At 72.1% G+C, this 21,267-nt stretch carries 15 protein-coding genes and 1 riboswitch; of the genes, 2 read left to right on the forward strand and 13 right to left on the reverse strand.

Annotated elements, in window-relative coordinates; all coding sequences use genetic code 11:
- Nucleotides 1-67: 67 nt before the first annotated feature.
- From eno to AB0A94_RS12480, 9 genes are all read right to left on the reverse strand, one after another.
- Nucleotides 68-1,348 (reverse strand): phosphopyruvate hydratase, encoded by a 1,281-nt coding sequence (gene eno, locus AB0A94_RS12440; RefSeq protein ID WP_217129820.1) that lies wholly within the window; start codon nt 1,346-1,348, stop codon nt 68-70.
- Between the two features lie 233 nt (nt 1,349-1,581).
- Complete coding sequence (locus tag AB0A94_RS12445; RefSeq protein ID WP_361742843.1) at nt 1,582-2,301, reverse strand: transglycosylase family protein; 720 nt, start codon at nt 2,299-2,301, stop codon at nt 1,582-1,584.
- Between the two features lie 4 nt (nt 2,302-2,305).
- Nucleotides 2,306-2,474: riboswitch (cyclic di-AMP (ydaO/yuaA leader) on the reverse strand.
- A gap of 205 nt (nt 2,475-2,679) precedes the next feature.
- On the reverse strand, nt 2,680-3,702 hold the full coding sequence (locus AB0A94_RS12450) for a transglycosylase family protein (RefSeq protein ID WP_361742846.1): 1,023 nt from the start codon (nt 3,700-3,702) through the stop codon (nt 2,680-2,682).
- Nucleotides 3,703-3,899: 197 nt separating this feature from the next.
- Nucleotides 3,900-5,162 carry a cytochrome P450 gene (locus tag AB0A94_RS12455; RefSeq protein ID WP_361742849.1) on the reverse strand — a complete coding sequence of 421 codons (1,263 nt, stop codon included), beginning with the start codon at nt 5,160-5,162 and terminating at the stop codon, nt 3,900-3,902.
- Nucleotides 5,163-5,372: 210 nt separating this feature from the next.
- Nucleotides 5,373-6,365: a nucleoside triphosphate pyrophosphohydrolase gene (locus tag AB0A94_RS12460; protein WP_361742852.1), complete on the reverse strand. Its 993-nt coding sequence runs from the start codon at nt 6,363-6,365 to the stop codon at nt 5,373-5,375.
- A gap of 85 nt (nt 6,366-6,450) precedes the next feature.
- Nucleotides 6,451-7,098, reverse strand: a complete 648-nt coding sequence (locus AB0A94_RS12465; RefSeq protein ID WP_361742855.1) for a SurA N-terminal domain-containing protein — start codon at nt 7,096-7,098, stop codon at nt 6,451-6,453.
- A gap of 180 nt (nt 7,099-7,278) precedes the next feature.
- Nucleotides 7,279-8,772, reverse strand: coding sequence for a protein kinase (locus tag AB0A94_RS12470; protein WP_361743234.1), 1,494 nt, complete (start codon nt 8,770-8,772; stop codon nt 7,279-7,281).
- A 38-nt stretch (nt 8,773-8,810) separates the two neighbouring features.
- The gene (locus tag AB0A94_RS12475; RefSeq protein WP_361742857.1) at nt 8,811-9,470 is read right to left on the reverse strand and encodes a hypothetical protein; all 660 of its coding nucleotides are present in this window, start codon (nt 9,468-9,470) and stop codon (nt 8,811-8,813) included.
- A gap of 274 nt (nt 9,471-9,744) precedes the next feature.
- On the reverse strand, nt 9,745-11,844 hold the full coding sequence (locus tag AB0A94_RS12480; RefSeq protein ID WP_361742860.1) for an N-6 DNA methylase: 2,100 nt from the start codon (nt 11,842-11,844) through the stop codon (nt 9,745-9,747).
- Between the two features lie 199 nt (nt 11,845-12,043).
- On the opposite strand from AB0A94_RS12480, the gene AB0A94_RS12485 reads away from it, so the two are divergent.
- Nucleotides 12,044-12,523, forward strand: a complete 480-nt coding sequence (locus AB0A94_RS12485; protein WP_361742863.1) for a hypothetical protein — start codon at nt 12,044-12,046, stop codon at nt 12,521-12,523.
- Nucleotides 12,524-12,737: 214 nt separating this feature from the next.
- Here the strand turns inward: AB0A94_RS12485 and AB0A94_RS12490 are convergent, their stop codons facing one another.
- Nucleotides 12,738-13,505: an HNH endonuclease family protein gene (locus AB0A94_RS12490; protein ID WP_361742866.1), complete on the reverse strand. Its 768-nt coding sequence runs from the start codon at nt 13,503-13,505 to the stop codon at nt 12,738-12,740.
- A 163-nt stretch (nt 13,506-13,668) separates the two neighbouring features.
- Here AB0A94_RS12490 and AB0A94_RS12495 point away from each other — a divergent pair, with 163 nt between their 5' ends.
- On the forward strand, nt 13,669-13,854 hold the full coding sequence (locus tag AB0A94_RS12495) for an antitoxin (RefSeq protein WP_361742869.1): 186 nt from the start codon (nt 13,669-13,671) through the stop codon (nt 13,852-13,854).
- 66 nt (nt 13,855-13,920) lie between these two features.
- Here AB0A94_RS12495 and mfd read toward each other — a convergent pair whose 3' ends face one another.
- The 3 genes from mfd to AB0A94_RS12510 all read right to left on the reverse strand — a co-directional run bounded on the left by mfd (nt 13,921) and on the right by AB0A94_RS12510 (nt 21,149).
- Nucleotides 13,921-17,478 (reverse strand): transcription-repair coupling factor, encoded by a 3,558-nt coding sequence (gene mfd, locus AB0A94_RS12500; RefSeq protein ID WP_361742872.1) that lies wholly within the window; start codon nt 17,476-17,478, stop codon nt 13,921-13,923.
- Nucleotides 17,479-17,784: 306 nt separating this feature from the next.
- A complete protein-coding gene (locus AB0A94_RS12505) occupies nt 17,785-20,364 on the reverse strand; it encodes an FtsX-like permease family protein (RefSeq protein WP_361742875.1) in 2,580 nt (859 codons plus the stop codon).
- Nucleotides 20,361-21,149, reverse strand: a complete 789-nt coding sequence (locus tag AB0A94_RS12510) for an ABC transporter ATP-binding protein (protein WP_361742878.1) — start codon at nt 21,147-21,149, stop codon at nt 20,361-20,363. Before AB0A94_RS12510 ends, AB0A94_RS12505 begins: the two co-directional genes overlap by 4 nt.
- Nucleotides 21,150-21,267: the final 118 nt, after the last annotated feature.

The following is a 21,267-nucleotide window of genomic DNA, read 5'->3' on the forward strand; positions in this document are numbered from 1 at the left end:
CGTCCCCGCACACGGTACGGGACCGGGTACGGGGACGTACGTACGACGCCGCCTACAGGAGCGGCGCTCAGCCCTTGAAGCGGGGGAACGCGCTGCGGCCGGCGTACACCGCGGCGTCGTCGAGGATCTCCTCGATGCGCAGCAGCTGGTTGTACTTGGCGACGCGCTCGGAGCGGGCCGGGGCGCCGGTCTTGATCTGGCCGCAGTTGGTGGCGACGGCCAGGTCGGCGATGGTGACGTCCTCGGTCTCGCCGGAGCGGTGGGACATCATGCACTTGAAGCCGTTGCGCTGGGCCAGCTCGACGGCGTCCAGGGTCTCGGTCAGCGAGCCGATCTGGTTGACCTTGACCAGCAGGGCGTTGGCGGCACCCTCCTCGATGCCGCGGGCGAGGCGCTCGGGGTTGGTGACGAACAGGTCGTCGCCGACGAGCTGGACCTTGTCACCGAGCTTGGCGGTGATGGTCTTCCAGCCCTCCCAGTCGTCCTCGAACAGCGGGTCCTCGATGGAGACGAGCGGGTACGCGTCGACGAGCTCGGCGTAGTACTCGGTCATCTCGGCGGCGGAGCGCTCCTTGCCCTCGAAGGTGTAGGAGCCGTCCTTGTAGAACTCGGACGCGGCGACGTCGAGCGCGAGGGCGATCTGCTCGCCGGGGGTGTAGCCGGCCTCCTTGATCGCCTCGAGGATGAGGTCGAGGGCCTCGCGGTTGGAGCCGAGGTTCGGGGCGAAGCCGCCCTCGTCGCCGAGGCCGGTGGCCAGGCCCTTGCTCTTCAGGACCTTCTTCAGGGTGTGGTAGACCTCGGCGCCCCAGCGCAGGGCCTCGGAGAAGGACTCCGCGCCGATCGGGGCGATCATGAACTCCTGGATGTCCACGTTGGAGTCGGCGTGCGAGCCGCCGTTCAGGATGTTCATCATCGGCACCGGCAGCAGGTGCGCGTTGGGGCCGCCCAGGTAGCGGAAGAGCGGGAGGTCGCTGGCCTCGGAGGCGGCGTGGGCGACGGCGAGCGAGACGCCGAGGATGGCGTTGGCGCCGAGCGAGCCCTTGTTGTCGGTGGCGTCCAGGTCGAACATCGCCTGGTCGATCAGGCGCTGCTCGGTGGCGTCGTAGCCGACGAGCTCCGGGCCGATCTGCTCGATGACGGCCAGGACGGCCTTCTCGACACCCTTGCCCAGGTAACGGTTGGCATCGCCGTCACGGAGTTCGATGGCCTCAAAGGCGCCGGTGGAGGCGCCGGACGGGACGGCGGCACGACCCGTGCTGCCGTCGTCGAGGCCGACCTCGACCTCGACCGTGGGGTTGCCTCGGGAGTCCAGGATTTCCCGGGCTACGACGACGTCGATGGACGGCACGAGCATCTCCTTCTTGGATGTGACGCGGGTGGGCAGGACCCCGGAGGGTCTTGCGAGTCCGAGCCTAACCGGCCCCGGGCGATCGGGCCGCCGGTCGCCCGCCCCATGGACAGAACCGAGAGTAAATTGTTTCCGAACGGAACAAAGCCGTTTCCGGAAACCCGGTCACAAAAACCCCGCCCCGGCGCGTACGGGGGAAGACGCACCGGGGCGGGGAGCCGTGGGGCAGCCGCTTACTTCAGGTGCAGCTGCTGGCCCGGGTAGATGAGGTCGGCGTCGTCGACGATGTCGTCGTTCAGCTCGAACAGCTCGGCCCAACCGCCCTCGACGTCGCGCTCGGCGGCGATGGAGCTGAGGGTGTCGCCCTTGACGACCTTGTACTCGCCGTCACCCTTCTCGACCTTCTCGCCGGTCGGGGTGGTGACGGTCTTCTCGGCCTTCCGCTCGGCCTGCTTCTCGGCGGCCGGACGCTCGGCGGAGCGGGAGGCCTTCTGCTCGGTCTCACGGGTCTCGGTGGAACCGGTGTCCTGGCTCTGCGAGGAGCCGGCCGAGGAACCGTTCGAGGAGGAGCCGGTGTAGGCGGCGTTGGACAGGCCCGTGCCGCAGACCGGCCAGGCGCCCTTGCCCTGGCCCGCGAGGACCTTCTCGGCGATCTCGATCTGCTGGGCCTTGCTGGCCTGGTCGGCGGTGGAGGCGTACTGCGTGCCGCCGTACGCGGCCCAGGTGGAGGCGGAGAACTGCAGACCGCCGTAGTAACCGTTGCCGGTGTTGATGGACCAGTTGCCGCCGGACTCGCACTGGGCGACGGCGTCCCACTCGGAGGCGGTGGCGGCGGAGGCGCTGCCGGCCGCCATCAGCGGGGCGGCGACGGCGGCGGAGGCGACACCGGCGACGGCGATCGCGCGGGTGGCCTTGGACGGACGACGGTGCTTGCCCTTGCCAGAAAACAGCATGGTTGGATCCCCTCACCGACGCCTGCGAGGTGAGCTGTCGGGTTCGGGCCGGTTGAGTTGCCCGGCCACGCCCCTCACGGGACGCGGCTTCACCCCAAGCCCGATCCGGTGTCAACCACCGGAAGGGGCACTTACCTTGGGTCCCCCGCTCCTGCCTGCGGCGCATGACGCGACGACTGTTCCCGTGCTGCCACTGGCAGGATTCGGCGTGGCGGCAGCCGGGGCCCGCGGTGGCGAGCGGTCACGACCGTAGGCACGCGATCCGCGGAATTTCAAAGACGATCAGGGCTTCTGAGACCTATCTCTCACAGCCTTTAAACCGGACATTTACCGCGAACCATGACGCCAACTGCCGCCGGGCCTACGCTCCTTCGGGCGTCACTTTTCGCCCGGTTCGACCCCGACCTCGAGCTCCTGGCCCGGCAGGATGAGGTCCGGGTCGGCGCCGACGACCTGCTCGTTCTCGGCGTAGAGCGACCGCCAACCGCCGCCCAGTTCAAGGGAGTCGGCGATGGACGAGAGGCTGTCGCCGGTGCGCACGGTGTACGAACCGTCGGCGGCATCGCGCGAGGCGTCGGTGCCGCGCGAGGCATGCCGGCCGGACGATTCCGGCGTACGGCCCTCCGCCTCAGCCTCCTCGGCACTGACACCGCGGTGGCGGCCGGTGCCGGTGCCTTCGGTGTCGGTGACCTCGGAAGAACCGGTGGTCTGCCCGGACTTGTCCGACTCGTCACCCTTGGGGGTGGCCGAGGCGGAGGGGGAGGTGCCGGATCCGTCGCCGGAGCCGGTGTCCGAATCCGTGCCCGAGCCGCTCGACTTGTCGGACTTGGCCGATTCACCGGCAGCACCCTCGCCGCCCTCCTCCCCCTCGGCATCGACCGACGGGTCGGACGTGGCCGACGGGGAGGACGAAGCGGACGGATCGCCGGAGTCCGACGATCCGGACGAGTCCGAAGAGCCGGAGGCACCGGAGGAGTCCGAGGTCGAGTCCTCCGCCACACCCGTGTCGATGTCGGCCGGCGCCGAGTCCTCGCCGAGGCCCGCCGTCAGTCCGCAGGTGCGCCATGCGCCGACCCCCTGGTCGGCGAGGATTCTCTCGGCCACGGCTATCTGCTGGCCTCGGCTGGCCTGGTCGGGGCTGGTCGCGTAGTCCAGGCCGCCGTAGTTCTCCCAGTCGTCCTGGGTCAACTGCAGGCCGCCGTAGTAGCCGTTGCCGGTGTTCTGGCTCCACGAACCGCCGCTCTCGCATTCGGCGACCCGGTCCCAGGTCGCACCGTCGGCCGCGCTGGCGCTACCGGCCCCGAGGAGCGGGATCGCGATGGCGGAGCCGGTCACTCCGGCCGCGACGAGGAGAGCCGGAGCCTGGCGGGGACGACGGTGCCGACCGTTTCCGGAGAGCATGCGGAAACCTTTCGCAAGACAGCAATGACCGGCGCGGCGAGTGGAACTCATGTGCCGCACTTGATGGGTGAACGTATCCGCAGACGATCACTTGTCACAAGTTCATGCCGCGCAGATCACGTGAAGATCACAGAGTTGAGAGCGTGTCATGTTTGCGCTGGCCCGCTCAGGGGCACAGCGGACGGCGGCCCGGTCCGTCACGTGCGCGGAGGAGTGAACTCCACCGGGAGCGTGCGCAGTCCACGCATGATGAGCCCGCCCCGCCAGCGGAGCTCGGCCGGTTCCACCGCGAGCCGCAGGTCCGGCAGACGCGTCAGCAGGGTGGCGAGCGCGGTCCGGCCCTCCAGACGGGCCAGCGGGGCGCCCAGGCAGTAGTGGATGCCGTGGCCGTACCCCAGATGCTGGTTGTCGCGCCGGCCGAGGTCGAGCACGTCCGGGTCGGCGAACCGCTCCGGGTCCCGGTCCGCGGCGGCGAGCACGACGAGGACGGGGTCGCCGGCCGCGATGCGCTGTCCGCCGATGGTGACCGGCTCGGTGGCGAACCGCCAGGTGGCGAGCTCCACGGGGCCGTCGTACCGCAGGAGCTCCTCGACACCGGTCTCCAGCAGCCCGTGCTCCCCGGCGGCGAGGGCCCGCTGCAGGCGGTCGCGCTGGTCGGGGTGGGTGAGCAGGGCGTAGGTGCCGTTGCCGATCAGGTTGACGGTGGTCTCGAAACCGGCGAACAGCAGGATGAACGCCATGGCGGCGGCCTCGTTCTCGGTGAGGTGCTCACCGTGGTCGGAGGCGCGGATGAGGCCGGAGATGAGGTCCTCGCCGGGGGCGGGTTCGGCGGGGAGCGCCTCGCGCTTGCGGTGGATCAGCTCGGCGAGGTAGCCGCGCATCTTCTTCACGGACCGGGCGACCCCGCCGCGCGGCCCCCCGCCGTGGCGGATCATCATGCCCGCCCAGTCCCGGAAGTCGTCCTGGTCCTCGCGCGGGACGCCGAGCAGGTCGCAGATGGCGTAGATGGGGAGGGGGAAGGCGAACTCGTGGATGAGGTCGGCGGAGCCGTTGTCCGCGAACCGGTCGATGAGCCCGTCGGTGAGTTCCTGCACGCGGGGCGCGAACTCGGCGACCCGGCGCGGGGTGAACGCCTTGCTGACCAGCCGGCGCAGCCGGGTGTGGTCCGGCGGGTCGATGTTCAGCAGATGCGTCATCAGCTCCGCCTGGCGCTCCCCGGGGATACCGGTCTTGCCCTTGGCGTGCGCGGGCTCGTCGTGGTGCGCGGGGTTCTTGGACAGCCGGTTGTCGGCGAGGATCTGCTTGGCATCGGCGTACCGGGTGACCAGCCACGCCTCCACCCCGCTGGGCAGCCGCGTCCTGCGCACGGGTTCGTGCTCACGCAGCCAGGCGTAGGCGGGGTAGGGATCGGCGGCGAACTCCCAGCTGAACAACTCGGGAGGGGTGGGCTGGTCATGCATGCGGCGACCCTAACGGGCGGGGCGGCAGGGCAGCGCGGGAGAGCCCGGGTGACGGGCGCGTTGTGGTCGTCCGCGCCCCTCAAGGGGCGCGGGGCTGTGTCGACATGCGGCTCCGCCGCGTGGGCGCGAAGGGGGTCCGGGGCGGAGCCCTCGGGACGGGACGGGGCGGCAGGGGCGAAGGAACTCCTGCCCCGCACCCACACCCGGCGCTCAGCCCCCGCCCTGCCCCTCCGCCGCCCGTATCGCGTCCCGGTAGACGCGCGCAGCGGCCCGCAACGCCGCCTCCGGATCGACCCCCGCTGCCTCCGCCCGCACCGCCAGCGCCAGCAGTTCGTAGCCGACCCCCTCCCCCGCCGGCAACGGCACGTCCAGCCCCGCCGTCCGCACCCGCGACCCCAGCTTCGCCGCCAGCGCCAGCCCGGGCTGTCCGAGCGGCACCCCCTCCGTCACCGAGCTGCGCCGCTTCTCCTCCGCCTTGGTCCGCAGCCAGTGCGCCTTGACGTCCTCCGGGGTGTCCGCCGTCGCCTCACCGAAGACGTGCGGGTGCCGGTGGATCAGCTTGGCCACGATGCCCCCCGCCACGTCGTCGACGGAGAACGGCTCCTCCGGGTGCTCCTCGGCGATCCGCGCGTGGAAGACGACCTGGAGGAGCACGTCCCCCAGCTCCTCGCGCAGCTCGTCCCGGTCGCCCTCCTCGATGGCCTCGACGAGCTCGTACGCCTCCTCGATGCCGTACTTCGCCAGGCCCTTGTGGGTCTGCCGGGACGACCACGGGCACTCCGCGCGGATGCGGTCCATCACCTGCACGAGGTCGAGCAGCCGGGCGCCCGGCAGGTCGTAGGAGGCGGGCAGCAGCTCCAGCTCGGGCATCCGCACCCTGCCGGTCCCGGCCAGCCGGGCCAGCCCGTCGGTCAGCGCGGGCTCGCCCTCACCCGTCGCCACGACCACCACCGTCCGCCCGCCGGCGCAGGCGTCGACGATCTCCTCGGCGGTCGGTGAGGCCTCCTCGACCGGTATCCCCGCCTCCCGCAGATACGGCAGCTGCGGGTGGGCGCCGTCCGCGCACAGCACCCGGTCGGCCGCGTGCAGGGCCTGCCAGGCCGGCCAGGACAGCAGGCCGGGCGCCACGCGGTGGCTGGTGGTGAGCAGGACGACACGGCCGGGGGCGGCCTCGGAGCTCGGTGCGGGACTGATTGCGTTCACGCTCCGAAACTAGCCCACCCTGCCGACAGTCCCCGAGTTGTCCACAGGCGGGCTGTCCACAGGCCGGTTGTCCACAGGCAGCCGGTCAGAGCGTCTGCGGCGCCCCGGCCGCCGTGACGTCCCGTACCCACGGCGTCTTCGCGTCGACACGGCTGCTCTTCTCGACGTCCCAGCTGCCGTAGCGCGGGTTGAGGTCGACGTCGAGTTCCTCGCTCGCCTCCGACAGCGCCTGCCAGAACTCGGGGCGGCCGGGGTCGGTGCCGAGCCGCTGGGCGAGCTTCTGGGCCTGCACCTGGAGGCGGAGGTTGGCGTCGAGACGCTGCGGCGGGACGCCGTACTGCTGCAGCCAGGCCGCCTCCAGCGCCTCGGCGCCGCCGGCCTGCTGCTCCAGACCGGACCGCATCCGCTGGACCTCGCGGTCCGTGACCGTCACGCCGGCGTCCCGCGCGGCGCGCTCCAGCACCCGGTCCAGGACCATGCCGTGCAGGGTGTCGCGGGTGAGGCTGCCGGTCCGGGCGATGGCCTGCTGGTACTGGGCGTCGTCCGGTACGGCCGCCCGCTGGGCCGCGCGGACCTCGCCGACCCGGTTCTCCAGCTGCGACACGGTGATCCGCTCGCCGCCGACGACGGCTGCCGCACCGGGGTGCGCGTCGTTCCCGCAGGCGGTGAGCAGGGGCGCCGCTGCGGCGATCGCGGCGGTGAGGAGGAACGCGGTGCGACGGCGGCGGTGCAAGGAGACCTCCTGAGGAGAGCTTGTGCGGCGGTGCACAAAGTCTTGCGGTGATCGATGGTAGGCATCGGCCAAGCTCTGGCCAACCCATTCGACCAACGATTCACGGCGACTTCCGGCACCGGCGGCTGCGCCGTCCGGCCCCACGGCCCCTGAACGGCCTTCGCCCCCGCCGTCCCGCTATCAGCGCACCTGTCCCAGCCACTGCAGCGTCCGCCGGATGTCGGCGGCCAGCGGGTGCCCCGGCCCCTGCACGCGTTCCACGTCGTGCAGCAGCCGGACCAGCGTGTCGTGCGCGGCGGGCCGGTCGCCCAGGGCCAGCAGCAGATGGCCGATGCGGCGGCGGACGTCATGGGCGAGCTGCGGGTCGCCGGCCGCCACGTACTGGTTCTCGTAGTACGCCAGCAGCGCCCGGTACTCGGCGAGCGCCGCCGCGGGTTCGCCGAGCTGCTCCAGGCACTGCGCGGCCTCGTAGCGGTAGCGCAGGGACTGCGGGTCGGCCTGGCCGGCCTCGGCGGCGCGTTCGTCGGCGAGGCGGCGCAGTTCGGGCAGCGCGCGCCGGTACTGGCCGTCGTCCAGGAGCGTGGCCGCGTACTGCTTGCGCAGGGTGCGCACGACCGGGGAGTGCTCGCCGTGCTGGTCGGCGGCGACGGGCAGGATCGAGCCGAGGATGTCGACGGCCTGGGTGATGCGGCCCTCGCCGAGCAGCCGCTTCACCTCGTCCACGGCGGCGGCGACGTCGGCCTTCCCCGCCACGGGCGCGGGCGGTGCGGCGGGGGCCGGCTGGGGGGCGGGGGTGCGGGCGCGGTCCGGCCAGGGGGCGTGCGGACGCAGGAAGGGGCGGGTGGGGTCCAGGGGCGCGCCGGTGGGCGTGCCCCGCGCGGGGAGCAACCGCGCCAGGTCCTCGTAGACCTCCTGCGCGGAGCCCGGACGGTGCTGCGGGTCCTTGGCGAGCAGCCGCAGCACCAGGGTCTCCAGGGCCTCGGGGACCTCCGGGCGGATCCGGCGCACGGGCACCGGCGGCTCGTACAGGTGCCGGTGCAGCACCCCGAGCGCCGTGGAGCCCGCGAACGGCACGTCTCCGCTGAGCAGTTCGTGCATCAGCACCCCGAGCGCGTACAGGTCCGTGTACGGGCCGACCGCGCCGCCCATCGCCTGCTCGGGCGCCATGTAGGCGGGCGAGCCGATGGGCGAACCGGTGTGCGTCAGGCGCGTGGTGTCGCTGTCCATGACGGAGGCGACGCCGAGGTCGAGCACGGTGACCGTGCCGTCCTGCTTCACCATCACGTTGCGCGGCTTGAGGTCGCGGTGGACGATCGGCACGGCGTGCACGGCGCTCAGCACGGCGCACAGCTGCGCCGCGACGGCGACCGCCCACTGCCACGGGTACGGGTCGTGTTCGGCGAGGTGGTCGCCGAGGTCTGCGCCGTCGACGTACTGCATGACGAGGAACAGCTCCTCGCCCTCGCTGCCCGCGTCGTGCACGGTGACCAGGCCGGGGTGGTCGACCTGGGCGGTCACCCGGCACTCGCGCACGAAGCGGCGGCGCAGTTCGTCGGCCTCCTGGCCGGCCACCTTGTCCGGGCGCAGCAGCTTCACCGCCACGCGCCGGTCCAGCCGTTTGTCGTAGGCCGTCCAGACCTGTCCCATGCCGCCCTGCCCGATGAGCGTGGACAGTTCGTAGCGGCCGGCGACGACACGTCCCGTCGTCACGCTCACCTTCCGCCCTCGTGGTTGCCGTGCTGTCCGGGCTGCCCGTCCTGGCGGCGCAGGTAGTCGCTGAGTTCGTCCAGCTCGGCGCGGACCTGGTCGATCCGGGCCGGCGGTACGGGGTGCTGCGGCGACTGCGGCGGCGGTACGGGGGTGGGGGGTACCGGGGTGTGCGGTACCGGGGTGTGCGGTACCGGGGTGTGGTGGGCCGGGGGCTGCGGCACCGGCGTGGGCGCGTACGGCGAGCCCTGCTGCGGATAGCCGTAGGGGCCCTGCACGGAGCCCTGGCCGTGCATCGTCGTGGCGTGGGGGGACGGCGGCAGCTGGCCCGCGTACGGGTGCGGCCGCCGGTGCAGGCGGATGTCCACGGTCAGGTAGTACGCGGCCGCGACCGCCCCGAGGATCAGGACGGCGGCCAGGGCCACGTCGGTCCGGCGGTCCGACTCCGGCAGCGAACCGATCACCGCCAGGCAGGCTATCGACAGCGGGATGCTCACCCAGGCCGCCACCCAGTCGAGCAGCCGCCCCCGCAGGAACGCGACCCGGAACAGCGGCACGCAGGCCAGCAGGCCGCAGCACAGGACTCCTGCGGCGGCGTACAGCACGCGCTGCGTGATGACCATTGCCCCGCTGGGGGTGGGCGGCGCCGCGCCGTGGCCGTACATGACTGCTCCTGGACAGGTGTAGCCGATGGGAACTCGGAGTCCGAGCGTATAGGCCGACAGCGACAACCGGTCCCGGGATGTACCGAACCGTTGTCGTACGGGACGTCCTGGAGGTGCGCCGAGGGTGTCCCGTGGGATCGGTCGGGAGCGATCCGTGGGTTCGATCGGGAGCGCTCCGTGGGCTCGGTCGGGAGCGATCCGTGGGCTCGGTCGGGAGCGATCCGTGGGCTCGGTCGGAAGCGCTCCGTGGGCTCGGTCGGAAGCGCTCCGTGGCTCAGTCGGGGGCGATCGTCCCGTCGGTCAGGCCGTCGTACATCCCGCGGACGAGCTGCTCGCCGAGCCGGCCCGCCCGCCTGAGCGCCCGCTCGAACTCGTCCAGGGCCCGGAATCGGGCGCCGTAGCGCCGCTGTTCGGCCGGTGCGAGCCGGGGCAGCCGCAGCCGGCGCACGTCGAGCCGGGTGGCGGTGGACGTGTGGCTGCCGGCCTGGCGGTGGTTGGCGGTGCCGCGCAGGAACCCGGCGAGGAACCACGCGTCGAGCACCTCCGGGTCGGGGCGCAGCAGCACGAGGTTGCGGCCCAGGGCGGCCCCGGCGGTCGTGTCGTCGATCACCCGCGCGACGGCGCCCCCGCCGAGCACGGGCACGACGACGTCACCGGGTGCGGTGAGCACCGCTTCCCCGTCGCTCTCCGGAAGCGTGCCGGAGGGACCGGTTCCGGAGAGTACGTCGTGGTCGGTGAGGACGGGCACGCGCGCGTGGCCGCCGTTTCCGCCCGTACGCATCACCAGGGCGCCCCCGCGCGCGAGTTCACCGACGGTGGTGAGGGGCGGGCGCCCGGCGGCGGGCGGCGCGGGGTCGGCGGGCGGCGGGGTGAGGCCGGCGGCCAGGCGCAGCGTCTCGTCGAGCCGTTCGCGTACGTCGGTGAGCCGGCCGGCACCGTCCGCTGCGGCCGGGGGCGGGAGATGGCGGGCCGGGGCGAGGTCGACGTCGTCGTCGAGGAGTTCGATGACGGGCACGGAGCGGGCCAGTCCCGGCCGTTCGCCGAGCCGGCCGGCCCGGTCGAAGGCGTGCCAGGCGTCGAGGACCGCCTCCCGCACCCCCGGCCAGTCGGGCCCGCCGCGCCCCTCACCGGCGAACCTTCCGGCGTCGACGAGCAGCACCTCCGGCTGGACGGGCGCCCGTTCGGGCCGGCGCAGCACCCACAGGTGCAGCGGGATGCCGTACGGGGGTGCCGCGCCGGCCGGCAGCGCGACGACGGCGCGCAGCGCGCCCCGGCGCAGCAGGTCGGCCCTGATCCGGCGCCCGGAACGGCGGGACGCGGCCGCGGGCGGCATCAGCAGCACGGCGGTGCCGCCGTCCCGCAGCCGGGCGAGCGCGTGCTGCGCCCAGGCCAGCTCGGACTCGGTGCGGGCCGGGAAGCCGTACTCCCAGCGCGGGTCGTAGGCGAGTTCGTCGTGCCCCCAGTCGCGCTCGTTGAACGGCGGGTGGCACAGGACGGCGTCGGCCCGCAGCTCCGGGTGGGCGTCGGCGCGCAGGGTGTCGCCGGCGGCGGTGTGCACGGGGGCGCGGGTGTGCAGGGCGAGGCGGAGCGCGGCGAGGGCGGCGAGTCCGGGGGCGCTGTCCTGGCCGTACAGCCGTCGGCCGGGGCCGTTGCCGGCGGAGCGCAGCAGGGCGCCGGTGCCGCAGGCCGGGTCGAGGACGGTGCGGGCGGTGCCGGCCAGGCCGGCCATGAGACCGGCGAGGTCGGCGGGGGTGGGCGTGTGCCGGCGCGGGTTGGCGTCGAGGTACCGGCCGAGCAGGAACTCGAAGGTGTGCCGGGCGCCGAGTCCGGCGGCGAGTCCGGCGACGGAACGGAGGAGGGGCGCGGAGGGGAGCAGTTGGGGGGCGGTGGGGGGTTCGAGGGCTTTTCGGGTGGCCGGGGCGGCGGAAGCGGCGAGGCTGTGAACAGTGCCCGGGGTGTTCACATACGAGCCGCCCGTCTCGCTGAGCCGTGGTGTGAGCACCTGCCCCAGCGCTCCGGGCAGCAGCGCGGCGAGTCGTTCGTCGGAGCCGGAGCTCACCTCCAGCCAGATCGGGGAGCGGTCGTGGATGAGGAGCAGGACGCAGCCGGCGTGGGTGAGGGCGGTGACCGGTCCGGCGGGGTGGCCGGTGAGCTGCTGCCAGACGCGTTCTTTCAGCGGGACCTCGGCGAGCTTGCCGTGCCTGCGCAGCCAGCCCTCGACCTCGGCCAGCGCGAACGAGGGGCTGGCCCCGGTGCCGCCGACCGGGCTGGGGAAGTCGGCGTGCCGCCGGCGCCAGTTGCTGACGGCCGCGCGGCCGACACCGGCCAGTCGTGCGATCCCGGCGGCGGTCACTTCGGTCGCGTTGTCCCGCATGCCCGGCACCCCTCCCCGCTTTCCCTCTGCCCCGTGCGTGTCGGCAAGCATACCGATGCGATCATGATTCACCCTTCACAAGCGTGGACAGCGTGAGCACTGTGAATCACGTTGACTCTATTCACAGCATCTGTTCTCATTGACTCCGCGAACGAGCGACCGCCGAGGTGGCGGTGGCCGCGTGGGGAGGGACACAGCCATGGGCATGAAGAGCAAGATCGCGCTGGGCGCCGTCGTGGGCATCGTCGTCATCGGTGCCGTCTCGGCGAACTCCGGTGACTCGGGCGGCGGTTCCGGCGACAAGGGCACCTCGGCGTCCGCGGAGCAGCGGTCCGGCGGCACGAAGTCGGACGGCGCGGCGGACGCAAAGCCCGCCGAGGACAAGGGCACCGAGAAGGCGTCCCAGGCCGAGCAGTTCAAGGCGTTCGTGCAGAAGAACGGGACGCCGCAGGAGAAGGAAGCGATCTCGCACGTCACCAAGGTGCAGGGCGCGGACGAGCAGAACGACATCCTCGACGCCGCCGACGTCTACACCGACTTCACCGGCGGGATCATGGGCGAGGGCACGGCCCCCGCCAAGCTCATCGCCTCCGCGTTCGCCGACTGGAAGCAGAGCGACAACGGCCTCGTCACCGTGTACGACGCCGACGGCGAGATCATCGGCAACGGCAACTTCTAGGCCCCCGGGGGCCCACCACGCGCCGCACCGCACGCACCGCGCGCACCACGCGCACCGACCGCACCGCGCGCTCCGGCCGCACCGGCTGTGGCGGCGAGATCGCCGGAAAGGCCTTCACGGCCACGACCGGGGCGCCGCCCCCGCGGACGCCCCGGACCTCCACTCCCTGAGCCGACCCGCCCGGCGGCTCACAGCGGCGCCGCTCGGCCGCCGCTCAGCCGCCGCACTGCTCCAGCATCGTCCGCCGGTCGGCCGACGTCACCGGCATCTCGTACTTGAGGGCGACCTGCGCGAAGCGGACCGCGTAGGCGCACCGTACGCCCTTGTCCGGGGGGAGCCAGGACGCCGGGCCGGAGTCCCCCTTGGCCGAGTTGGCCCGGCCCTCGACCGGGATCAGGTTGAGGGTGTCGTTCGCCAGCCGCTCCCGCTCGGCCTCGGACCAGCGGGAGGCGCCCATCTGCCAGCTGTAGGAGAGCGGCACGACGTGGTCGATCTGCACCTCGGCGGCCTCCTGCTTGCGCCACTCGATGGTTGTTCCGGTGTACGGGTCGTCCAGCGTCATGGCGACCACCACACAGTTGGAACCGGACCGGAAACGCACGTCCCGGCCGTCTCGCTGGAGCAGATCGTTGCGGGTGTCGCAGCCATTCCTCGCCAACGGCACTCCGTCGGCCGTGTCCATCCAGGCGTAGCCGAACTCGTCCCGGTCGTAGCCCGTCTTCGGTCCGCGGCCCTTGGTCGTCACCTTCGTGATGAGGGCGACGGCCTCGGCCCTGTCCGGCTCGCCGGTCACGGGCGCGAGGCCCGGTCCGGTGCCGTCGGGGTTGTCCAACGGGCTGACGGCGCGCCCGCTGCCGTCTCCGGCGCCGGCCGGGGAGTCCGCGTCCTGGACGGCCTCGCAGCCGGCGAGGAGAGCCACCGCGGCGATCACCACCGGTCCCGTGCGCCGGGCCCGTGCGCCCCACCTCTTGTCTCGCGTCACCGCGGCCCTCCCTCGCTCTTCTGATTCCTGCCCCGGCGGGGGCGGATCGATCCGGGACTCACCGTAACGAGCGAGCGGTCCAGACCAATCCCGCATCGCACGGGCGTTCGTCGCAAACCGCGCGTATCGTCGGTTCTGATTCCCCTCCGGAAGGAGTTCCCGCATGGGCATCCTCGACAAGTTCAAGAGCAACAAGGCGGCGCGCGAGAAGGCCAAGCAGGCCTCGGACGCCGCCGAACGGAAGATGAACGAGAGGACCGGCGGCAAGTACGAGCAGCACATCGACACCGGGCAGCAGCAGGCCGAACGCCGGCTCGGCATGGACCGCGACCGTCCCGACCAGCCGTAAGGCCTCGCACACCCCTCAGGGCCGTCCACGGCGGCCTCCCGCCGTGGACGGCCTCTCACGTGCGGGTCAGGAACCCAGGACCGACGTCAGGAACTCCCCGACCCAGCCCAGCAGGTCCCGCCCGACCAGCGGCTTGCCGCCCACCTTCGCGGTCTTCGGGCGCGGGACGAGCACCTGGTGCGCGGCCGCCTTGATGACCGTGCCGGGGTACAGGCGCTTCAGGCGCAGTTCCTGGGACTCGCGCAACTCCACCGGAGCGAAGCGGACGTTGTTGCCCTGGAGCACGATCTCGCCGACGCCGCACGCCCGGGCCAGCATCCGCAGACCCGCCACCAGCAGCAGGTTCTCCACCGGCTCCGGCAACTTGCCGTAACGGTCGACGAGTTCCTCGCGTACGGCCTTGATGTCCTCCTCCGAGTTCGCGGAGGCGATCGCCCGGTACGCCTGGAGGCGCAGCCGCTCGCCGGGCGCGTAGTCGTGCGGGACGTGCGCGTCGACGGGCAGCTCGATCTTGACCTCGAGCGGCGGCTCCTCCTCGATCTCGCCGGTCTCCAGCTGGCGCCGGTAGTCCGCGACCGCCTCGCCCACCATCCGCACGTACAGGTCGAAGCCGACACCCGCGATGTGACCGGACTGCTCACCGCCGAGGAGGTTTCCGGCGCCGCGGATCTCCAGGTCCTTCATCGCCACGTACATGCCCGCGCCCATCTCCGTGTGCTGGGCGATCGTCGCGAGCCGCTCGTGCGCGGTCTCCGTCAACGGCTTCTCCGGCGGGTACAGGAAGTAGGCGTACCCGCGCTCCCGGCCGCGTCCCACCCGGCCGCGCAGCTGGTGCAGCTGGCTGAGGCCGAAGTTGTCGCCGCGTTCGACGATCAGGGTGTTGGCGTTGGAGATGTCGATGCCGGACTCGACGATCGTCGTCGACACCAGCACGTCGAACTTCTTCTCCCAGAAGTCGACGACGACCTGCTCCAGCGCCGACTCCGACATCTGGCCGTGGGCGGTGGCGATGCGCGCCTCGGGCACGATCTCGCGCAGCCGGGCCGCCGCGCGGTCGATGGACTCGACCCGGTTGTGGATGTAGAAGACCTGGCCCTCGCGCAGCAGCTCGCGGCGGATCGCGGCGCCGATCTGCTTCTGCTCGTACGGCCCGACGAACGTGAGCACCGGATGGCGCTCCTCCGGCGGGGTGGTGATCGTCGACATCTCGCGGATGCCGGTGACCGCCATCTCCAGGGTGCGCGGGATCGGCGTGGCGGACATGGTCAGCACGTCGACGTTGGCGCGCAGCTTCTTCAGCTGCTCCTTGTGCTCGACGCCGAAGCGCTGCTCCTCGTCGACGATGACCAGGCCGAGGTCCTTGAACTTGGTCTCCGAGGAGAACAGGCGGTGGGTGCCGATGACGACGTCCACCGATCCCTCGCGCAGGCCCTCCAGCGTCGCCTTCGCCTCCGTGTCGGTCTGGAAGCGGGACAGCGCCCGCACGTTCACCGGGAACTGCGCGTACCGCTCGCTGAACGTCCCGAAGTGCTGCTGCACCAGCAGCGTGGTGGGGACGAGCACGGCGACCTGCTTGCCGTCCTGTACGGCCTTGAACGCGGCCCGTACCGCGATCTCGGTCTTGCCGTAGCCGACGTCGCCGCAGATCAGGCGGTCCATGGGGACCGACTTCTCCATGTCCTCCTTGACCTCGGCGATGGTGGTGAGCTGGTCGGGGGTCTCCGCGTACGGGAAGGCGTCCTCCAGCTCGCGCTGCCAGGGCGAGTCGGCTCCGAAGGCGTGACCGGGCGCCGCCATCCGCGCGCTGTACAGCTTGATCAGGTCGGCGGCGATCTCCTTGACGGCCTTCTTCGCGCGCGCCTTGGTCTTGGTCCAGTCCGCGCCGCCCAGGCGGTGCAGGGTGGGCGCCTCGCCGCCGACGTACTTGGTGATCTGCTCCAGCTGGTCGGTGGGGATGTAGAGCCGGTCGCCGGGCTGGCCGCGCTTGGCGGGGGCGTACTCCACGACCAGGTACTCGCGGGTGGCGCCCTGCACGGTGCGCTGCACCATCTCGATGTAGCGGCCCACGCCGTGCTGCTCGTGGACGATGTGGTCGCCCGCCTCCAGGGTGAGCGGGTCGATGGTCTTGCGGCGCCGGGCCGGCATCCGGGCGCCCTCGCGGCCGGAGGCCTTCTGGCCGGTCAGGTCGGTCTCGGTGAGCACGACGACCTTGAGCGCCGGGTCGACGAAGCCGTGGTCGATGCAGCCGCAGGCGACGTGCACGACGGACGGCGTGATCTCCCCCAGGTCCGCGTCCAAACGGGCCGCGATGCCCTCGCCACCCAGCACCTCCACCGTGCGGGCGGCCGGGCCGTGGCCCTCGGTGACGAACACCGTGCGCCAGCCGTCGGCGAGCCAGCCCTTGGTGTCGGCGAGTGCTCTGGCGGTGTCGCCGCGGTAGGTCTCGGGGGCGTGCATGCCGAGCTTGAGGGTGTCCGCGTCACCCGCCGCGTCAGCGGTGGACGTCAGCGTCTCGTCGGCGGCGAACGGCGACACCGACCACCACATCATGTCCAGCTCGCGGGCCCGGTCCCGGACGTCCGCGAGGGACCACAGCGAGGCCGCGCCGACGTCGATGGGCGCCTCCCCGCCACCGGCGGTGGCCGCCCAGGACGCCTGCAGGAACTCCTGGCTCGTGGCCACCAGGTCGGCGGCCCGGGTCCGCACCCGCTCCGGGTCGCAGACGACGGCCATGGCGCCCTTGGGCAGCACGTCCAGCAGCAGCTCCATGTCGTCGACGAGGACGGGTGCCAGGGACTCCATGCCCTCGACGGCGATGCCCTCGGCGATCTTCCCCAGCAGTTCGCCCAGCTCCGGGTGGAGCTCGGCGAGGGTTCGCGCGCGCTCCCGTACGTCGTCGGTGAGCAGCAGTTCGCGGCAGGGCGGGGCCCACAGGCCGTGCTCGGCGACCTCCAGGGAGCGCTGGTCGGCGACCTTGAAGTAGCGGATCTCCTCGACGTCGTCGCCCCAGAACTCCACCCGCAGGGGGTGCTCCTCGGTCGGCGGGAACACGTCGAGGATGCCGCCGCGCACGGCGAACTCGCCGCGCTTCTCGACCAGCTCCACCCGCGCGTACGCAGCGGCGGCGAGGGCTTCGACGATCTCGTTCAGGTCGGCGCTCTGCCCGGTGCGCAGGGAGACCGGCTCCAGGTCGCCCAAACCCTTGACCTGGGGCTGGAGCACCGAGCGCACGGGCGCCACGACGACGGAGACCGGACCGGTCTCGGGGTCGTCCGGGCGGGGGTGCGCCAGGCGGCGCAGTACGGCCAGGCGGCGGCCGACGGTGTCGCTGCGGGGACTGAGCCGCTCGTGCGGCAGCGTCTCCCAGGACGGGTACTCCACGACCCCCTCGGACGGGAGCAGGGAGCGCAGGGCCGCCGCCAGGTCCTCCGCCTCGCGTCCCGTCGCCGTCACCGCCAGCACGGGGCGGCCGGTGTCACGGGCCAGGGCGGCGACCGCGAAGGGCCGGGCCGCGGGCGGGCCGACCAGGTCGACGTGCATGCGGTTGCCGTCGGCAGCCGCGGCGATCGCTTCCGCGAGGGCGGTGTCCTTGACGACGGCGTCGAGCAGACCGTGCAGGCTCATTCGGGGCGCTTTCCGTCCGGGGGTGTGCAACACGACGGGCCCGACACGCGCTGCGGGCCGGGGTTGTCCAGCGTACGTCGCCGACGCCCCCGGTGCCGGGCTGTGGACAACGTCCGCCGACCGGTGGGCGGTGCCGGCGCCCGGCCCCCAGCAGTCTCCCGCCCCCTGGACCCCCGGCTCATGCCCACCCGCCGCCCGACCCGGCCGGCTGAAAAACCGAGGTGCCGGTACGCGCGCACCCGGCGCCGGGAGTCCCCGAGGACTCCCGGCGCCGGGTGTCTCCCCCGCAACCCCCGTGTGCGGTGGCTAATCGGTGGCGATGGCGTTCAGGACGTTCATGCGGCCGGCGCGGAAGGCCGGGACCAGCGCGGCGAACAGCCCCACGAAGGCCGAGCCGATGAAGACACCGATGATCGTCGGCCACGGGATGTCGAGGACCTTCAGGCCCTCCAGGGCGAGCAGTTGCTGCGCGGTGGCGCCCCAGCCCATGCCCAGGCCGAGGCCGAGCAGGGCACCGAAGAGGGCGATCACGACCGACTCCATGCGGATCATGCGGCGCAGCTGCCGGCGCGAGAGGCCGATGGCCCGCATCAGGCCGATCTCCCGGGTCCGCTCCACCACCGACAGGGCCAGGGTGTTCACCACACCGAGGATCGCCACGACGATCGCCAGGGCCAGCAGACCGTAGATCATGTTCAGCAGCTGGCCGATCTGGTCCTTCAGCGCCTCCTTGTAGTCGGTCTGGTCGCGCACCTCGTACTGCGGGTACTCGTGCAGCGCGTCCTTGAGCGCCGTGTACGCGGCGTCGGTCTGCCCGTCCTTCGCCGAGGCGAAGAGCAGCGTGTCCAGCGGCATCTTCTCGGCCGGCACGTACGTGGCGAGCGTGTCGATGGACGTGTACATCGCGCCTGCGTCGATGACGGCCTCACTGCTGGTGATGGCCCGGACCGTCAGTGTGCCCGTCTCACCGTCCTTGAACGCGATCTCGATCTCCGAGCCGAGTGTGATGCCGTGGTCCTTCGCGAAGTCCTCGTGGACGGACATCGAGTCGGGCTTGTAGGCGTCGCCGAGCTTCCCGGCGACCGTCTCGATCCGCAGGTCGGTCGCGTACGTCGGGTCGGCCGCCGTGATCGCCGTGTCCTTCAGCGTCTTGCCGTCGGGGGTGGTGAAGTCGGCCTCGGTCCACTTGTACTCGGTGACCCGGTCCACCTCGGGCGCCTTCTTCACGGCCTCGACGGCCTGCGGGGTGATCAGGTGGCCGTTGTCGGACTGGATGATGAAGTCCGTACCCACGGTCTTGTCGAGCTCCTCGGTGGCGGAGGCCACCATCGAGGAGCCGACCACGGAGAGGCACGCCACCAGGGCGAGGCCGATCATCAGCGCGGCACCCGTCGCGCCGGTACGGCGCGGGTTGCGCAGGGCGTTGCGCTCGGCCATGCGGCCCACGGGACCGAAGGCGCGCAGCAGGACCGCGCCGAGGACCCGCACCACACCGCTCGCCAGCACCGGGCCGACGACGACGAAGCCGATCAGGGACAGCACCACGCCCAGGCCCAGCCACAGGGAGCCGTCGGTGGCCTTGTCGGCCGTGCCCGCCAGGTAGAGGGCGGCTCCGCCGGCGCCGGTGAGGACCAGGCCGATCCCGCCGCGTATCCAGCCGGCCCTGGCGTCCGCCGGGGTGCCGGCGTCGCGCAGCGCGGCCATCGGGGAGATCCTGCCGGCCCGCCGGGCGGGCAGGTAGGCGGCGAGCACGGTGACGACGACGCCGAGGAGCAGTCCGAGCGCCGGGGTCGTCCAGGCCACCGTGAGGTCGTCCGTGGACAGGTCCATGCCCATCATGCCCATGAGCTTCATCAGGCCGACCGCGAGTCCGACGCCCGCGCCGACCCCGAGGACCGAGCCGAAGACTCCGAGCAGCAGCGCCTCGACCAGCACCGAACGGTTGACCTGCTTGCGGGACGAACCGATCGCCCGCATCAGGCCGATCTCCCGGGTGCGCTGGGCGACCAGCATGGAGAAGGTGTTGATGATCAGGAAGATGCCGACGAGGAAGGCGATCCCGGCGAAGCCGAGCATGGCGTACTTCATGACGTTCATGAAGTCCCCGACGCTCTCCTTGTTGGCGTCCGCGTTCTCCTTCGCGGTCTGCACCTTGTAGTCGCCGCCCAGCTCGGCCGCGACGTTCTTCTTCAGCTGCGCGTCGCTGACGCCGGCCGCGGCGGTGACGTTGACGTTGGTGTAGACGCCGCTCTCGCCGACCAGGGTCCGCTGCGCGGTCTTCGTGTCCAGGTAGAAGATCGCGGCACCGGGGTTGGTGACGGTGAAGGCGGCGATGCCGGAGATCTTCGCGGTGTGCGTGCCGACCACGGTGATCACGCCGATCTCGTCACCGAGCTTCAGGTCGTGCTTGTCGGCGGTGTCGGCGTCGACCATGATCTGCTCCGCGCCCTCGGGCGCGGCACCGGAGGTGATCTCCATGGTGCGGGCGTCGTTGCCGTTCCAGCTGCCGACGATGGTCGGGCCGCCACTGGTCGGCGAGAGGTTGTCCTTGTCGGCGTCGACGACGGTCACCGACGTGGAGTGCACCGTGCCCTCGGCCGACTTCACGCCGTCCGCGCCCTTGACCTGGTCGAGCACGGAGGCCGGTATCACCGGCGGCTTGCCGTTGTCCGCGGTCGTCTCACCGCTGTCGGAGGCGCCCTTGGCGCTGACCGTGACGTCCGACGACGTGGCCGCGAACAGCTTGTCGAACGTCGTGTTCATGGTGTCCGTGAACACCAGCGTGCCGCAGACGAACGCCACCGACAGCAGTACCGCCACCGCCGACAGCGCCATGCGCCCCTTGTGCGCGAAGAAGTTACGCATCGAGGTCTTCAGGACGGTCATGACGTACGCCCCCGGGCGTCGAAGTCCTTCATGCGGTCCAGGACCTGATCGGCGGTCGGCTGGCGCATCTCGTCGACGATGCGGCCGTCGGCGAGGTACAGCACCCGGTCCGCGTAGGAGGCGGCCACCGGGTCGTGGGTGACCATCACGATGGTCTGGCCCAGCTCGTCCACCGAGCGGCGCAGGAAGCCGAGCACCTCGGCGCCGGCGCGGGAGTCGAGGTTCCCGGTCGGCTCGTCACCGAAGATGATCTCCGGCCGGGCCGCCAGCGCCCGCGCCACCGCGACCCGCTGCTGCTGGCCGCCGGAGAGCTGCGTCGGCCGGTGCTTGAGCCGCTCCGCGAGCCCGACGGTCTCCACCACCCGGTCCAGCCACGCCTTGTCGGGCTTGCGGCCGGCGATGTCCATGGGCAGCGTGATGTTCTCGATCGCGTTCAGCGTCGGCAGCAGGTTGAACGCCTGGAAGATGAAACCGATCCGGTCCCGGCGCAGCCGCGTGAGCTTCTTGTCCTTCAGGCCGGTGATCTCGGTCTCGTCCAGGTGGATCTGCCCGGACGTCACGGTGTCGAGCCCGGCGAGGCAGTGCATCAGCGTGGACTTGCCGGACCCCGAGGGGCCCATGATCGCGGTGAACTGACCGCGGGCGATGTCCACGTCGACGTGGTCGAGGGCGACGACACGGGTCTCGCCCGACCCGTACGCCTTCACGACCTGCCGCGCCCGCGCGGCAACGGCCGTACGCCCTCCAGTGCCCCCGTGCCTGGGAATGGTCACAGCCGATGTCACGGTAAATCTCCTATGTCGGTCAGCAGATGAAAGCGGTGCTCCGGCGCCCGCCCGTCGTACCCGGCGGCCGCTTCGTGCGTGTTCGTGCGACGTGATCCAGTCTGGCGGCCGGCAGGGG

Source organism: Streptomyces sp. NPDC044984 (genome assembly GCF_040646935.1).
Taxonomy (GTDB): domain Bacteria; phylum Actinomycetota; class Actinomycetes; order Streptomycetales; family Streptomycetaceae; genus Streptomyces.

Bases quoted from the DNA above. Each gene is read 5' to 3' on its own strand.
- AB0A94_RS12495 (WP_361742869.1), top strand. From the start codon at position 13,669: ATGGGCATCCTCGACAAGTTCAAGAGCAACAAGGCGGCGCGCGAGAAG.
- AB0A94_RS12475 (WP_361742857.1), bottom strand. From the start codon at position 9,470: ATGTACGGCCACGGCGCGGCGCCGCCCACCCCCAGCGGGGCAATGGTC.
- AB0A94_RS12445 (WP_361742843.1), bottom strand. From the start codon at position 2,301: ATGCTGTTTTCTGGCAAGGGCAAGCACCGTCGTCCGTCCAAGGCCACC.
- AB0A94_RS12485 (WP_361742863.1), top strand. From the start codon at position 12,044: ATGGGCATGAAGAGCAAGATCGCGCTGGGCGCCGTCGTGGGCATCGTC.
- AB0A94_RS12505 (WP_361742875.1), bottom strand. From the start codon at position 20,364: ATGACCGTCCTGAAGACCTCGATGCGTAACTTCTTCGCGCACAAGGGG.
- mfd (WP_361742872.1), bottom strand. From the start codon at position 17,478: ATGAGCCTGCACGGTCTGCTCGACGCCGTCGTCAAGGACACCGCCCTC.
- AB0A94_RS12480 (WP_361742860.1), bottom strand. From the start codon at position 11,844: ATGCGGGACAACGCGACCGAAGTGACCGCCGCCGGGATCGCACGACTG.
- AB0A94_RS12450 (WP_361742846.1), bottom strand. From the start codon at position 3,702: ATGCTCTCCGGAAACGGTCGGCACCGTCGTCCCCGCCAGGCTCCGGCT.
- AB0A94_RS12455 (WP_361742849.1), bottom strand. From the start codon at position 5,162: ATGCATGACCAGCCCACCCCTCCCGAGTTGTTCAGCTGGGAGTTCGCC.